Origin of the sequence: Stenotrophomonas sp. SXG-1, from assembly GCF_014083965.1 — a bacterium.
Taxonomy (GTDB): Bacteria; Pseudomonadota; Gammaproteobacteria; order Xanthomonadales; family Xanthomonadaceae; genus Stenotrophomonas; species Stenotrophomonas geniculata.
Window position 1 is genome coordinate 1,381,916 of the sequence record NZ_CP046588.1, and the last position, 15,423, is coordinate 1,397,338.

Genomic DNA, 15,423 nt, shown 5'->3' on the forward strand with positions numbered 1-15,423 from the left:
GATGCGCCTGGTACTGAAGCTGTTCCTGGGCTTCTTCCTGATCACCGGCATCGCGGCGTTCTTCGTGATGCGCGTGTTCGTCAACGAGGTGAAGCCCGGTGTGCGCCAGGCGATGGAATCGACCCTGGTCGATGCGGCCAACGTGCTGGCCGAAATGGCCGCCGCCGACGTCAAGGCCGGCACCATCCGCAGCGGCAGCTTCACCCGCAACCTCGCCAAGGCACGCCAGCGCGACCTGAAGGCGATGGTCTGGCGCTTCCCGAAGCGCTCGCTGGATTACCGGGTGACCATCACCGATGCCAAGGGCATCGTCATCTACGACTCGCTGGGCCGCGACCTGGGGCGCGACAACTCGCGCTGGAATGATGTCTATCGCACCCTGCGAGGTGAGTACGGCGCGCGTTCCAGTCCCGAGATTGCCGGCGAAGAGGGCGACACGGTGATGCATGTGGCGGCGCCCGTATATGACCCGGCCGATGGGCGCACCCTCATCGGCGTGCTCAGCCTGGCGCAGCCCAACCGCAGCATCGATCCGTTCATCGCCGCCAGCCAGCGCGCCATCATCGAGCGCGGGGCCTGGCTGATCGGCTTGTCGGCGCTGGTCGGTGTGCTGGTGACGATGTGGCTGACCACCGGCCTGGGCCAGCTCAGCCGCTATGCGCGTGCGGTCAGCGCCGGCGAACCGGTGCCGCCGCCGCGCCGCCGCCGCGACGAGATCGGCGATCTCGGCCAGGCGCTGGAAACCATGCGCCGCAAGCTGGAAGGCAAGGCCTACGTCGAGCAGTACGTGCAGTCGCTGACGCATGAGATGAAGAGCCCGCTGGCGGCCATCCGCGGTGCCGCCGAGCTGCTGCAGGAGCCGCTGCCCGAAGCCGATCGCGTGCATTTCGCGCGCAGCATTGTCGACCAGCAGGAGCGGCTGACCGAGACCATCGACAAGCTGCTGGCACTGGCTGAAGTGGAACAGCACGGCTGGCTGCAGACCCGCGACCGGATCGCGCTGCCGGCATTGCTGGCCGATGCGGCCGCTGCCGCGCAGGTGCGCGCACAAGCGGCAGCCGTGCAGGTCCGCATCGGCAGCGTGCCCGACCTGCAGGTGCAGGGCGACGGCTACCTGCTGCGGCAGGCACTGCACAACCTGATCGACAACGCGATTGCCTTCTCGCCGGCTGGCGCGGAGATCGCGCTGCAGGCCGAGGTGGACGGGCAGGGCGTGCGCCTGCAGGTGGCCGACCGTGGCGCCGGCATTCCCGACTACGCGCGTGAGCGGGTGTTCGAGCGCTTCTATTCGCTGGCGCGCCCCGGCAGCGGGCGGCGCAGTTCCGGCCTGGGCCTGCCGTTCGTGCGGGAAGTCGCGCGCCTGCACGATGGGCGCGCCAGTGTCGATGCCCGCGACGGCGGCGGTACCGTGGCCAGCCTGTGGTTGCCGCTGGGTACACCGGGCCAGCGCCCGCGCCGCTGACTTCACACTCGCTTCAAATTCGCCACAAACCCTGCTCACTGCAGCGGTCCATCCTGCAGCCCTCTCCAACGAGGATGGACCATGAAATCCCTGAAGATGCTGCTGCGGTTCGCCATTGTCGGCGGGCTGATCCTGCTGCTGCTGGTTCCGCTGACGATGATCCGCGGGGTCATCAACGAACGCAGTGCGTACCGCGATGAGGCCTTCTCGCGGGTGGCCGACAGCCGCGCCGGTGCGCAGCAGCTGGTCGGGCCGGTGCGGGTGGTGCCGTGGGTGGAGCGCAAGCAGGTTGAACTGGTCGATCCGCTGGGCGTCAAGAAGACCGAGGTGCAGGTCACCGAGGGGCACTGGTTGCAGATGCCGGCGTCGCTGGAGGTGGGCGGTGAGATGCTGCCGAGCCAGCGTGAGGTCGGGCTGTTCAAGGTGCCGGTCTACAGCTGGAACGGCCAGATGAAGGCGACGTTCGCCGAAGACGACTATCCGGTGAAGGCCGGCCGCAGTTACGGCCAGCCGTATGTAGCCGTGGGCATTTCCGATGTGCGTGGCCTGGTCGGTACGCCGAATCTGCGCGTGGATGGCAAGCAGCTGCGGCTGCTGCCCGGCGTGGGCGCTGCCAGCGAAGTCGGCCGCGGTCTGCATGCACCGGTGACCGGGTTTGCCGAAGACCACGGCGGCACGCTGGCCGCCAGCACCGTGGAGCTGGAACTGCGCCTGGATGGCAGCCGCATGCTGTCGGTGGTGCCGGTGGGCGATGACACCCACATCGCGCTGCGTTCGAGCTGGCCGCATCCGTCGTTCAGCGGTGCGTTCCTGCCCAACGAGCGCCGCGTCGATGCGCAGGGCTTCGATGCGCGCTGGGCGGTGTCCTCGCTGGCCTCCGACGCACAGCGGCAGCTGCGCAATGACGGTTCGGTCGACTCGCAGGCGGTGACGGTGTCGCTGGTCGATCCGGTCGATACCTACACCCAGGCCGACCGTGCCTCGAAGTACGGCGTGCTGTTCGTGCTGCTCACCTTCGTCGGCTTCATCCTGTTCGAGCTGATCAAGTCGCTGCGCATCCACCCGCTGCAGTACCTGATGGTGGGCCTGGCGCTGGCGATCTTCTTCTTGCTGCTGATCAGCCTGTCCGAGCACATCGCGTTCTGGAAGGCCTACCTGGTTTCGGCCGTGGCCTGCATCGGCCTGCAGGCGGTGTACCTGGCCAACGTGCTGGGCCACTGGAAGCGCGGTCTCGGCTTCGCTGCGCTGCTGACCGTGCTGTACGGCGCGCTGTATGGCCTGCTGGTGTCGGAGAACAACGCGCTGCTGATGGGTTCGCTGCTGCTGTTCGTGATCCTGGCGCTGGCGATGTGGGTGACGCGCCGGGTCGACTGGTACGCGCTTGGCGCGGAACTGAAGTAAGGAGTACGTCATGGGCTGGCGCCAGGGATTGCGGCAACGGGCACGGCAGGGCATTCCGGCCCTGCTGGAAGTGAATGCACTGCTGCAGGCACATGGCGTGCTGGCGGCCCTGCCGGGGGCACGGATCGCCCCCGGCCTGGTCCGCTTCCAGCTGGCTGCGGTGACCTGCGAGGGATTGCAGGGGCAGGGACTGCGCTGGCTGCAGGACGCGCGCCAGGGACGCGGCGCGGTGGCCGGCTGGGTGCCGCGCTACCGGCCATGGAAGGCCGGGGCGGAGGCGCTGGCCGAGATCGGCATCGGCGGCCTGCCGGATGACTGGCCGGCACACGCGTCGGTGTATGGCTGCAGCAGCATCGATCGGCGGCATTGGTTGTTGTTGCTGCCGGAGCGGGCGCAGTTGTGGTTGGGGTGGAGTGGGTGATCGGGTTGTTCATCCACGCATGGCGTGGATCTACTGGCGGGAACCCCGCCCTTTGGTGGGTGCGAGCTGACCGGTCACCTGTGGGTGCGAACCTTGGTTCGCATGCTCCTGCCCATGACCGATGGGACGGTATCGGCGCGCCCCTGCTGGCTAGACTCGATGGGTTGATGATCGAGCCGAAGGGCAGGGGTGCGATGTGTTGAAGTGGGGCGTGCTGGCCGTAGCGCTGGCGATGGGGGGCAATGCAATGGCGCAGCAGCGCGAGTCGGTGGACCTGGACATGGTCAGCCGCATCCGCCAGGAGGCCTTCCACCGTTCGCAGGTGATGGATACCTTCAGCTACCTCACCGAACGCATCGGCCCGCGCCTGACCAATTCGCCGGCGATGGGCCGCGCCAACGCGTGGACCCGCGGCAAGTTCAGCGAATGGAAGCTGGACAACGTGCACGACGAAGCCTTCGATGACTTCGGCCGTGGCTGGGAGTTCACCTCGGCCAGCGTGGAAATGCTGGGTGACCGCGTGCAGCCGCTGCATGCGCTGCCCAAGGCCTGGACGCCAGGCACCAAGGGACCGGTTGAGGGCGAGCTGGTGCACGTGGAGATCAAGAAGCCCGAGGACATCGAAAAGTATCGCGGCAAGCTGCGCGGCAAGATCCTGCTGCTGGGCGAGGCGCGCGAGTACAAGCGCGGCACCGAGCCGGACTCGCACCGGCATGACGCCACCTCGCTGGAGGGCCTGCAGGAATTCACCCTGCCCAAGGACGTCGCCGCCGAGCGGGCCAAGCGTGTGAAGGAATACAAGGAACGCCAGGAGCTGGCCGCCAAGGTCAACGCCTTCTTCGTCGAAGAGGGCGCGCTGGCCGCGATCAGCATCAGCAGCTGGGACAACGGTATCATCCGCGTCGCCGGCGGCGGTTCGCGCAAGGCCGGCGAATCGGTGGGCATCCCGGAACTGGCGATGATCGCCGAGCACTTCAATCCGCTGGTGCGCGCGCTGGATGCCAAGCAGCCGGTACGCCTGCGCGTGGATGTAGCCGCGCGCTTCACCGACGAGGCTGACCAGCCCGGCTACAACACGCTGGCCGAGATCCGCGGCAGCAGCAGGCCCGACGAAGTGGTGATGATCGGCGCTCACCTGGATTCCTGGCACAGCGGCACCGGCGCGGCTGACAACGCGGCCGGCGTGGCGGTGATGATGGAGGCGATGCGCATCCTCAAGGCCACCGGCGCCAAGCCGAAGCGCACCATCCGCGTGGCGTTGTGGAGCGGTGAGGAGCAGGGCCTGATCGGCTCGCAGGCCTATGTGGCCAAGCACTTCGGTCGTTTCCCGGAACCCACCGACCCGGCCCAGAAGGCGCTGCCGGCCTCGCTGCGCGAGCCGACCGGTGCATTGCAGAAGTCCCGCGACTACAGCAAGTTCCAGGTCTACTTCAACATGGACAACGGCTCGGGCCGCTTCCGGGGCATCTACGCGCAGGAAAACCTGGCGGCGATGCCGATCTTCGAAGCCTGGCTGGCGCCGTTCCATGACGTGGGCGCCACCACCGTGGCCACCCGCAACACCGGCAGTACCGACCACATCAGCTTCGACCGCATCGGCCTTCCGGGCTTCCAGTTCATCCAGGACCGGCTGGACTACTTCACCAACGTCCACCACAGCCACTTGGATACCTGGGACCACGCCGAGCCGGAAGACCTGAAACAGGCCGCCGCCATCGTCGCCTCGTTCGCCTACAACGCCGCCATGCGCGAGCAGTCCTTCCCGCGCAAGCAGGAACCGTAAAGGGGACGGAGGGGATTAAGTCGTTTCTCCCCTCCGTTTCCCGGTCGCAGCGCCCAGAGGCTGGGCAATCGCGACTTAATCCCTCCGTCCCCTTTTTCCGTCGGGGGCGGAGGGCTGGTAAAATCGGGGGATTCCCGTTCCTCGAGCCGTCCATGACCTGCCGCACCCGCTTCGCCCCCAGTCCCACCGGCTACCTGCACATCGGTGGTGCCCGCACTGCGCTGTACTGCTGGCTGGAGGCCCGCCACCGTGGCGGCGAGTTCGTGCTGCGCATCGAGGACACCGACCGTGAACGCAGCACCCAGGGCGCGATCGACGCCATCCTGGAGGCGATGGAGTGGCTGGGCCTGGACTACGACGAGGGCCCGATCTACCAGACCGACCGCGTCGCCCGTTACCAGGAAGTGGCCGAGCAGCTGATCGCCGACGGCAAGGCGTACTACGCCTACGAAACCCGCGAAGAGCTGGATGCGATGCGCGAGGCCGCCATGGCCAAGCAGGAAAAGCCGCGTTACAACGGCGCTGCACGCGAACTGGGCCTGCCGTACAGGGACGACCCGAACCGCGTCATCCGCTTCAAGAACCCGCTGGAAGGTACGGTGGTGTTCGACGACCTGATCAAGGGCCGCATCGAGATCGCCAACAGCGAGCTGGATGACATGGTCATCTTCCGTCCGGACGGCTACCCCACCTACAACTTCGCGGTGGTGGTGGACGACTGGGACATGGGCATCACCGAGGTCATCCGCGGTGACGACCACATCAACAACACCCCGCGCCAGATCAACCTGTACGAAGGCATCGGTGCGCCGGTGCCGAAGTTCGGCCACATGCCGATGATCCTGGACGAGCAGGGGGCCAAGCTGTCCAAGCGCACCGGCGCGGCCGACGTGATGCAGTACAAGGACGCCGGCTACCTGCCCGATGCGCTGCTGAGCTACCTGGCCCGGCTGGGCTGGTCGCACGGTGACCAGGAGCTGTTCAGCCGCCAGGAACTGATCGACCTGTTCGACGTGAAGGACTGCAATTCCAAGGCCTCGCGCCTGGACATGGCCAAGCTGGGCTGGGTCAACCAGCACTTCCTGAAGACCGAGGACGTGGCCGCCATCGTGCCGCACCTGGTCTACCAGCTGCAGAAGCTGGGCCTGGACGTGGCCGCCGGCCCGGCCCCGGAGGACGTGGTGATCGCCCTGCGTGAGCGCGTGCAGACCCTGAAGGAAATGGCCGAAAAGGCCGTGATCTGGTACCAGCCGCTGACCGAGTACGACGAAGCGGCGGTGGCCAAGCACTTCAAGGCCGGTGCCGAGGTGGCGCTGGGCAAGGCCCGCGAGCTGCTGGCAGCCCTGCCGGAATGGACCGCCGAGTCGGTGGGCGTGGCCCTGCACGACGTCGCCGCCGCGCTGGAGATCGGCATGGGCAAGGTCGCCCAGCCGCTGCGCGTGGCCATCACCGGCACCCAGGTCAGCCCTGACATTTCCCATACCGTGTACCTGGCCGGCCGCGAGCAGGCCTTGAAACGCATTGATGTGGCCATCACCAAGGTAGCAACGGCCTGAGGCATCCTTGCCAGGCCCGAACCGGAGAACACGCATGCCCGCCAAGACCGCCACTGCCTGTACGGCCCCGCACCACCACGTCCACGATGCATCGGATTTTGTGGCGGTGGTCGAGCGCGTCTCGCGCGAACGCGGGCTGCGCCTGACCCCGATCCGCGCCAATGTGCTGAAGCTGATCGCCGAGGCCGGCAAGCCGGTCAAGGCCTACGAGCTGCTGGAATGGGTGCGCAACGGCAAGGGCGTGGGCGCTGATGCCCCGCCCACTGTGTACCGCGCGCTGGATTTCCTGATGGCCAATGGCTTCGTGCACAAGCTGGAGTCGGTCAATGCCTTCGTGGCCTGCCACCATCCCAGCAGCGCCGCGCATTCGGTGCCGTTCCTGATCTGCAACAGCTGCCACAGCGCGGTGGAGCTGGAAGACCGCGAAATCGTCACCCAGCTGGAGAAGCGCGCCAAGGAGCTGGGTTTCCAGCCGCAGGCGCAGACTCTGGAAGTGCACGGCCTCTGCGCGCGCTGCGCGGGCTGAGCAATGGGTCCTGGGGTCAGATCCCTTTTGCCTTGGCAAAAGGGATCTGACCCCCGTTTCATGGCAAACGCTAGTCCATCGGCTTGCTTGCGGTATCCACCCGCACGATCACCGACATGCCGGGCCGCAGTTGTGCCGCCAGCGTCTGGCCCTCGTTGATCGAAATCCGTACCGGCAGCCGCTGCACCACCTTGGTGAAGTTGCCGCTGGCATTGTCCGGGCGCAGCACGCTGAATTCCGAGCCGGTAGCCGGCGCGATCTCCTGCACGCGGCCCCGCAGCACCTGCCCCTGGAACGCGTCCACCGAGAACGTGGCCGGCTGGCCGATCGCCATGCCCCAGGTCTGGCCTTCCTTGTAGTTGGCCACCACCCACAACGTGTCAGGTACCAGGAACAGCAGCTGCGAACCGGCAGCGACGTACTGGCCCACGCGCACGCTGGCCTCGCTGATCTGGCCGTCGCGCGGTGCGTGGATCACCGTGTTGGCCAGATCGATGCGGGCCAGTTCCAGCTGCGCCTGCGCGCTCTCCACCTGCGCTTCCAGGCTCTTGCGCGCCACCTGGGTCGATACCAGGGTTTCCTCGGCAATGCGGATCTGCGCCTGTGACTGCTGGACGCTGGCCTGTGCCGACGCCTGGGTGGTGCGGAACTTGTCGCGGTCGTTGACTGACACCAGTTGCTGCGCGGCCAGCTCCTCGTAGCGCTTCAGCTCGTTGCGTGAGCGTTGCAGCTCCGCCTGGCCGGCCGACAACGTGGCGTGTGCGGAGGCAATCTGCGCACGGTTCTGCGCCTGCGACTGGTCCGAGTTGGCCAGCGCCGCGCGTGCGCTGTCCAGCGTCGCCTGCGCCTGGGCGACGCGCTGCGCGTAGATGCGGTCATCGATGCGCAGCAGCGGCTCGCCCTGCTTCACGTGCTGGAAGTCCTTCACCAGCACTTCGGTCACGTAGCCGTTCACCTGCGGCGCCATCACCGTGATCTGCCCGCGTACATAGGCGTTGTCGGTCACCATCACGCTGCTGGTGAATGGCCACAGGTGCCAGGCGCGCAGGATCAGCGCAATGCCCAGCAGGGCGACCACCACCATCACCACTACACTGCGCGCGCTGGGCTTGAGGTACTTCGGCGCGACCGCCGGCTCAACGGGCGTGGGCGCAGGTGCCGCGTCGGTCGGCGGCGGTGGGGTCACGTTGTCGTCGGGTCGGGGCGGGACGGGAGGCATGGCGGAGGACTCAGCGGGGCGCGGCCGGCGTGGCCGCAGCGGGGGAAGTGGGGTGGCGCTTGCGCCATTGCTTGAGCACCGCGGTGCGCAGCGACAGCAGCAGCAACCAGCACAGGAAGCCGATGGCCAGCCAACCGCTCAATGTGAACACATCATTGAATCCACGCACGTTGGCTTCGCGGCGAGTGGTCTGCGCCAGCTGCGCGCTGCCCTGCGCACTGCGCAGCACCGGGTCGGTGATCTGTGCGCTGTACAGCTGCTGCTGGATGCGCAGGCGTTGTGCCACCACCGGGTCGGCCGGGTCGAGCTGGCTGGTCAATGCGCTGGAGTACAACTGCTCGCGATGCAGCTGGAAGGTGCCCAGCACCGCCGAGCCGGCCAGGCCACCCAGCGTCTGGGTGATCGACAGCGTCACCAGGAAGGTGATCATGTGATCCACGCCCTGTTTCAACGCGGCAGAGATGCCGAGCATGATCAGCGGGCCCATGAACATACCGGCACCGACCGAGGCCAGGAACTGGCTGGCGTAGAAATCGTGTGGCCGGTCCAGGCTGGTGCGGTGCTGGTCGAAGAACGCGGCGGCGCCCAGCAGCAGGATCGCCATCAGCAGCTGGGGGATCAGCCGCTTCGGGCCGAAGGTCAGCGATGCACCGGCGATGCCGGTGACCACGCCCGCCAGGATCACGACGAACAGCGGGCGCATCTGGTCAGGCCCCATGCCCAGCGTGCGCATCAGGTTGATCACGCCGTAGGACTGCTCGGTGGTGAGGAATCGGATCAGGAACGCACCGACGATGAAGTGCAGTACCGGCAGCTTCGACAGCCAGCGGATCTGCAGCAGCGGATTGCGCCGGTAGTGCTCGATGATGAAGGCGGTGGTGGACAGCACGATCGAGGCGACAAGAGCCCAGCCCAGCCATGGCGTGTTGAGCCACCAGCGGGTGTAGCCCTGCGCCAGCACGATCACCAGCAGGGCGACGGCCGGTGCGAGCAGGGCGAACGTGAGGAAGTCCAGCGGCTCGAACGCCTTCACCTGGATGCCGGGCGGCAGCTTCAGCACCACCACTGCCGCGAACGCGCACAGTGCCAGCCCGGCCTCAAACGAGTAGAGCTGGTGCCACTGGCCGGTATCGACCAGGCCCGGCGACACGATCCAGGCGATCGGCACCGCCAGCTGCGAGAGGCCGACACCGACGACCAGCAGATTGCCGGTGAAGCGACGCGGCAGCGCCTGCAGCATGTACAGCGTGCCCAGTGTCGAACAGGCCGCACCCGCGAAGCCGCTGGCGGCGCGGGTCAGCATCGTGGTCTCGAAGCTGCCGACGAACAGGTGCAGTACCGCCAGCGCCGCATACAGGCCCAGCCCGATCTCGGCGAACAGGCGGATGCCGTACTGCTGGCGGAACTTGAAGGCCAGCAGGTTGGCGGTGACATTCACCATGGCATAGGCGGCCACCAGCCAGCTGCCCTGGGTCGGGGTCAGTGCCAGTTGGCCCTGCAGGAACGGCAGGTTGGCGGTGACCAGCGCATTGCCGAGGCCGCCGGTGATCGCCACCAGCAGCGATACCAGTGCATAGGCCAACCGACGGTACGGTGGGTGCCAGGGCATCGAAGCCGAACCGGGCATGGTCGGCTTCTCGTGCTCCTCCCAATCCGGAACCGGCTTCAGATACGGCTGGACCATCAGCGGGCCTCGCTGGTTGCTCCCTGGAGACCCCCGCGCAGCAGCTGCAGGGCGCGCCCGGCCAGGTGGGCGCGCTCGTCGCGGGTCTTGCCGCGCAGGGCCGCGCCCAGCATGCCCGAGATGAGTGAAATGTCCGTCTTCTCCAGGTCGGCACGGCACAGGCCGGCGGCCTTGGCACGGGCGATCGGTGCTTCCAGCAGGTCGCGCACGGTCTCGCGCGCGGTACGCATGGCCGGCACGTCCGAATCCACTGCGCGCCAGTAGTCGGCCAAGGCAGGCGAATCGATGATGCGCTGGGCCATGCCCTCGAACACCTCGAACAGGGCATCGTCGCGGTCGCCGAGCTGTTCGACCTGGCGCCGGATGCGGTCGACCGTACGCTGCAGCAGTGCCTGGATCAGCGCGGTGCGGTCGGGAAAGTTGCGGTACAGGGTGGCGCGGCCCACCTGGGCGCGTTCGACCACCAGGTCCAGCGGGGCGGTGACACCGTGTTGGCCGAACACATGATCGGCGGCGTCGAGGATGAGGGCACGGCGGGCAGCAGCATCGGCACGTTGGGCAGTCATGGAATTATGTTCGGACAAAAATGTCCGATTGGCGAGACTTTGAGTGACGGGATTGTCCGCTTGTTGTGGTACGCACATCTTTGTGACGAATGTGTGATGGTGCGGATCGAAATGAAAACGGGGGCCCGAAGGCCCCCGTGGGATCCGACCCCGCCTTACGCGATCAGAAGAACGCGCGGATGCCGAATGCGACACCACGGCCCGGCAGCGGCGAGTAGTCGCGCAGCAGCGAGGTATGCGGACGCACTTCGCGGTTGGTCAGGTTGCTGCCATCCAGGAAGACTTCGTAGCTGTTGCTGGCGTTGCGGTCCCAGCGGTAGGCCAGGTGCGCATCGACCAGGGTGTAGCCGTCACTCGGTGCTTCGTTCTGCGCGACGTCCTTCTGGCGGCTGTAGCGCACCGCACCGACCGAGGCGCGCCAGCCGTCCTTCGACCAGCGCAGGTCGGCGCCGACGCGGGCCGGGGCGATACGCGGCAGGTAGCCGGTGTTGGCCAGTTCCACGTTGTAATTGTGGTTGTGGTCGCCGTGCGGCACGGCGATGTCGAGGTTGCGGCTGCCGCTGCCATCCAGCTTGGCCTTCACGTAGTCACCGAACAGGCGCAGATCCCAGTCACCGGCGCCGCCTTCGAACAGGTGCACCAGCGCTTCGGCCTCGGCGCCGCGGAACACCGCGTCCTGCTGGGTCCAGGCGCGGACCGGCAGGCCTTCGGTAACACCGGTGTCGGCCAGGTAGATGAAGTCCTTGAACCTGGTCTGGTAGACCGACGCGGAGAAGTCCAGGCGCTCGCTGTGGGTGTGGATGCCCAGTTCCACGCGCTGGCCGCGCTCGGTCTTCAGGTTGGCGTCGCCGATTTCCAGCGAGCGGGTGGCGATGTGTGCGCCGGCGGCATACAGCTCTTCGTTGGTCGGTGCACGCTCGGAGCTGTCCACGCCGATGCGGAGGTCAACGGCGTCGTTGAGCTTCCAGATACCGGCGGCAGACAGGTTGGTGGCACCGAACGTACGGCGGCGGTAGTCACCGGTCGGGTCCAGCTTGACCTGGTCGTGGCGGCCGCCCAGTTCCAGCTTGAACGGGCCGAACTGCTTTTCCTGCAGTACGAACAGGCCGATGTTCTTCGTGCCGGTATCCGGCACGAACGCCTCTTCGCCCTTGGCGCCGAAATCACTGTTGCCAAACTGCAGGCCGAAGGCACCGTCCCAGCCACCGATCTGCTGCTGTACGGCTTCCAGACGCGCTTCGATGCCACGGTTGGTGAAGCGGGTGGACGGCGTGCCGGCTTCCAGCTCCACGTGTTCGTAGTCGGTGTAGGCCACGCGTGCGTTGATGTTCTTCAGGAACGAGACCGGGTCGTAGATGCCGGCCTTGGTCTCGAAGCGGTTCTGCACCATGTCGATGCGCACGTCGTGCTCGTCGCCGCCTTCTTCTTCATCGCCATGGTCGTGACCGTGGTCATGGCCATGATCATCACCATCGGCGTGCACGTGCGCGCCATTGGGAATACCGTAGTTGGTGCGGTAGGTGCTGGCCGATACGCCGAAGTAGCCGCCGTCGCCCAGCCACGTTGCGCCGACGCCACCGGCGCGGGTGCGGATCGAGCTGTTGTCCAGGCGGCCGCGACGCGGCTCTTCACCCTCGGCCGCGTCATGGTCGTGATCGTGGTCATGATGATCTTCAAGGCTGTCGATCACTGCATAACCGGGGATGCGGTAGTCGTCGCCATTGCGGACCAGGCCATCCACGTGCAGCACGACATTGCCGCTGACGCCATCGAGGCGGAACATGCCGCTGCGTTCGTTGTTCACCGAATTGCCGCGCAGTTCTGCGCGGCCGCTCAGCGGGCGCTCCGGCAGTTCGCGCGCGATGCGGCCATCGACCACATTGACCGCACCACCGATGGCGCCGCTGCCGAACAGCAGCGTGGCCGGACCCTTCAGCACTTCGATCTGGTCGGCCAGGAACGGCTCGATGCTGGTGGCATGGTCGGCGCTGACGGTGGATGCATCCATGTTGCCCATGCCGTTGGACAGCACGGCCACGCGCGGGCCTTCCTGGCCGCGGATGATCGGGCGGCCGACGCCGGGACCGAAGAAGGTGCTCTGTACGCCGGGCAGCTTGGCCACGGTATCGCCGAGGGTGCCGGCCTTCTGCTCGTCCAGGCGTTCACCGGCCAGAACCTCCACCGGGCGTGCCAGCGATTCTGCGTCGCCCTGCAGCGGCGACGCGGTGACCTGCACCGACGACAGTTCAGTCAGGTGGCGGTCACGATGGGAATCGTCTTCGCTGGCGGCGAAGGCAACGGTCGGAAGCAGGGCGGTCAGGGCCAGGGCGAGGGAATGCGGCTTCAACCGCGGGGTACGGGCGGGCATCGGTGGGTCCTTTGTTACACTGTATCAATCGCTGGGCGCACGCATCCCGTCAGCGGGACAGGGGGAGGGAAACCGTGCGGGTCGGGAAGGGATGTTATATTATTCCATAACGATTCGCCGACCCTGCTGGAAGTCATGTCCCTGTCCTCACGCCTGCGCCACCTGCTCGACCGTTTCGGCGCCACTGGTTCGATGCTGTGCGCGGTGCATTGCGCGGTGATTCCGGTGCTGCTGGCGGCAGCGCCCTCGTTGGGCCTGTCGTTCTGGCTGAGCGACGGCGTGGAACAGGCGCTGGTGGTGTTCGTGACCCTGCTGGGGCTGTTCAGCCTGGTCTGGGGCTACCGTCGCCACGGTGCGCTGCGTGCGCTGGGCTTCCTGATTCCCGGCCTGGTGGCGTTGTGGGCCGGCGTGCTGTACGACCCGTTGCACCACAATGCGGTGCCGCACGCGGTGGTGATGACCGTCGGCGGCCTGCTGGTGGGTGTGGCCCATCTGGTCAACCTGCGCCTCAACCACGGTCACGTGCACGACGCCAGCTGCGCGCACTAGGCGCTCCATGGTAGGATTTTCGATCGTGCGCGGGGGCGCCCAGCAAGGCTGGCCCCGCCGAACCCGTGTCAGTACGGGGTAACCAGATTTCACATTTGAGGAGTTGAAGACATGGGTAAGGGTGACCGCAAGACCGCCAAGGGCAAGCGCTACAACGCCAGCTACGGCAACGCCCGTTCGCACACCGCGAGCAAGGTCGCCGTAGGCGCCGCCGCTCCGGTTGCCAAGAAGACCGTGGCCAAGGCTCCGGCGAAGAAGGCTGTGGCGAAGAAGACCGTCGCCAAGGCCTGATCCGGCCCAGACCGGTTCAACGAAAAACGCGGCGCCTGGCGCCGCGTTTTTTTATGCACGTTTTTGTAGAGCCGAGCCCATGCTCGGCTGGCGCAATGCAGCCGAGCATGGGCTCGGCTCTACAACCGGATCAGCGCAGGGTGTTCTTCAGCGTTTCCGGATTGCCGTCGTTCGGCGCGGCCGGCACCTGCAGCAGGTGCGCCAGCAGCGGGTAGACGTCGACATTGTCGAAGCCATCGATCACCAGGCCCTGGCGGAACGACGGACCGCTGGCCACGAACACCGCGCGCATGGAGGGCAGGGCGTTGTCGTAGCCATGCGAGCCTCGATCCTGCCTGGCGCGCTTGGCGATCTTCTCCAGGTGAAGGGCGTCCCAGCCTTCATCCATGGCACAGACGATGGCCGGAACCCGCGGATGCGTGCCGTAGTGCCAGCGCGCCGGCAGGTTCTCCTTCTTCCAGCACTCGTAGTGCGTATGGCGGCCGAGCAGGGCGCGTTCCGCTTCCGCTTCGCGGCCCGCGACCGGCGCAAAACCTACCGACTGGCCCTGGCTGACATTGCGCGCGATGGCCGGATCGGCCATTGATTCGGTGGCGATCACGTGGCCGTCGGCGACACTGGCCATGCCGTGGTCAGAGACCACGATGATGTTGGTGGTCGCGACCAGGCCGCGCTGTTGCAGTCCATCGAGCACCTGGCCGACGATCTGGTCGGCGCGCACGATGGCGTCGGCGTACTGTTTCGACTCGGGGCCGTAGTTGTGGCCTGCCTTGTCCACGTGTTCCATGTAAAGCGTGGTCAGGCGCGGTGCATCGGCATCGGTCTGCGCCAGCCAGTCGAGCACGATGCCGGCGCGCTGCTCCAGTGGTTCCTTGCCATCGTAGACGCGCCACTGGCTGGGGCGCACGCCACGGATTTCCGACTCGCTGCCCGGCCACGAGGTGGTGGCGGTGCGCACGCCGACGTTCTCGGCGCCGACCCAGATCGGTTCGCCACCCCACCAGCCGCTGGTAGTGACCGCGTCGCGGTTGCTCAGTTCGAAACGGCCCAGGGTTGCATCGTCCATGCTGTTGTTGACGACGCCGTGGTGGTCCGGGCGCAGGCCGGTGACGATGGTGTAGTGGTTGGGGAAGGTCAGCGACGGGTACGAAGGCGTCATCCAGCGCGCGCGTACCCCGCCGTCGATCAGTCGCTGCAGATTCGGTGTCAGGCCGCGATCCAGCGCATCGGCGCGCAGGCCGTCGATCGAGATCAGCAGCAGCTTCGGCGGTGCAGCCGTTGCAACAGTGGTGGGAACAGAGGCGGAAGGGGCGGGCGCGATGGTGCAGGCGGCCAATGGCAGCAGCAGCGCCAGCGCGCAGGTCAGGCGTACGGAAGTCATCCGTCCATCATAGTGCGAGGTAATGACGCGCCCAAGACACGGCGCACTATCGCGCGCCGTGTCCGCGCATTTTTCCTTATCCCCGCGCCTATCGGCGCGCCCCCTTCAACAAGAAGGGGGCTTTTCTCCAGACAGTTTACAGACGCTTCCATCCACGCATGGCGTGGATCTACCGTGTCGACCAAGGTCGACACCTACCAGCAGTTGCGCAGAATG

13 protein-coding genes are annotated in these 15,423 nt (G+C 66.8%); 8 read left to right on the plus strand and 5 right to left on the minus strand.

The annotated features are described in order from the left end of the window. The first annotated feature begins 1 nt into the window (after position 1). The 6 genes from creC (at position 2) to GOC52_RS06335 (ending at position 7,149) form a co-directional block, all read left to right on the plus strand. Entirely contained in the window at positions 2-1,462 is a 1,461-nt protein-coding gene (creC, locus tag GOC52_RS06310; protein WP_049455648.1) for a two-component system sensor histidine kinase CreC, read from the plus strand. Between the two features lie 81 nt (positions 1,463-1,543). Beyond that, positions 1,544-2,863 (plus strand): cell envelope integrity protein CreD, encoded by a 1,320-nt coding sequence (creD, locus tag GOC52_RS06315; RefSeq protein ID WP_191850962.1) that lies wholly within the window; start codon positions 1,544-1,546, stop codon positions 2,861-2,863. Between the two features lie 10 nt (positions 2,864-2,873). Continuing rightward, on the plus strand, positions 2,874-3,284 hold the full coding sequence (locus GOC52_RS06320; protein ID WP_053442733.1) for a hypothetical protein: 411 nt from the start codon (positions 2,874-2,876) through the stop codon (positions 3,282-3,284). A gap of 196 nt (positions 3,285-3,480) precedes the next feature. Further along, the gene (locus tag GOC52_RS06325; protein ID WP_053442734.1) at positions 3,481-5,067 is read left to right on the plus strand and encodes a M20/M25/M40 family metallo-hydrolase; all 1,587 of its coding nucleotides are present in this window, start codon (positions 3,481-3,483) and stop codon (positions 5,065-5,067) included. A 152-nt stretch (positions 5,068-5,219) separates the two neighbouring features. Further along, positions 5,220-6,623, plus strand: coding sequence for a glutamate--tRNA ligase (gene gltX, locus GOC52_RS06330; protein ID WP_043396573.1), 1,404 nt, complete (start codon positions 5,220-5,222; stop codon positions 6,621-6,623). Positions 6,624-6,657: 34 nt separating this feature from the next. Then, complete coding sequence (locus GOC52_RS06335; protein ID WP_004150412.1) at positions 6,658-7,149, plus strand: Fur family transcriptional regulator; 492 nt, start codon at positions 6,658-6,660, stop codon at positions 7,147-7,149. Positions 7,150-7,219: 70 nt separating this feature from the next. Here GOC52_RS06335 and GOC52_RS06340 read toward each other — a convergent pair whose 3' ends face one another. From GOC52_RS06340 to GOC52_RS06355, 4 genes are all read right to left on the minus strand, one after another. Then, a complete protein-coding gene (locus tag GOC52_RS06340; RefSeq protein WP_049455652.1) occupies positions 7,220-8,368 on the minus strand; it encodes an HlyD family secretion protein in 1,149 nt (382 codons plus the stop codon). Positions 8,369-8,378: 10 nt separating this feature from the next. Then, entirely contained in the window at positions 8,379-10,052 is a 1,674-nt protein-coding gene (locus tag GOC52_RS06345) for an MFS transporter (RefSeq protein ID WP_019338438.1), read from the minus strand. Next, positions 10,052-10,618, minus strand: coding sequence for a TetR/AcrR family transcriptional regulator (locus GOC52_RS06350; protein ID WP_010483118.1), 567 nt, complete (start codon positions 10,616-10,618; stop codon positions 10,052-10,054). The genes GOC52_RS06345 and GOC52_RS06350 overlap by 1 nt, the downstream gene beginning before the upstream one ends. A 163-nt stretch (positions 10,619-10,781) precedes the next feature. Next, on the minus strand, positions 10,782-12,986 hold the full coding sequence (locus GOC52_RS06355) for a TonB-dependent receptor (protein ID WP_019338436.1): 2,205 nt from the start codon (positions 12,984-12,986) through the stop codon (positions 10,782-10,784). A gap of 135 nt (positions 12,987-13,121) precedes the next feature. Between GOC52_RS06355 and GOC52_RS06360 the strand changes: the two genes are divergently transcribed. Together GOC52_RS06360 and GOC52_RS06365 are read left to right on the plus strand one after the other, a co-directional pair. Further along, entirely contained in the window at positions 13,122-13,535 is a 414-nt protein-coding gene (locus tag GOC52_RS06360; protein WP_019338435.1) for a MerC domain-containing protein, read from the plus strand. Positions 13,536-13,646: 111 nt separating this feature from the next. Continuing rightward, entirely contained in the window at positions 13,647-13,826 is a 180-nt protein-coding gene (locus tag GOC52_RS06365) for a 30S ribosomal protein THX (RefSeq protein ID WP_010483110.1), read from the plus strand. A 130-nt stretch (positions 13,827-13,956) separates the two neighbouring features. Here the strand turns inward: GOC52_RS06365 and GOC52_RS06370 are convergent, their stop codons facing one another. Beyond that, positions 13,957-15,207, minus strand: coding sequence for an alkaline phosphatase family protein (locus tag GOC52_RS06370; protein ID WP_071305510.1), 1,251 nt, complete (start codon positions 15,205-15,207; stop codon positions 13,957-13,959). Positions 15,208-15,423 lie beyond the last annotated feature (216 nt).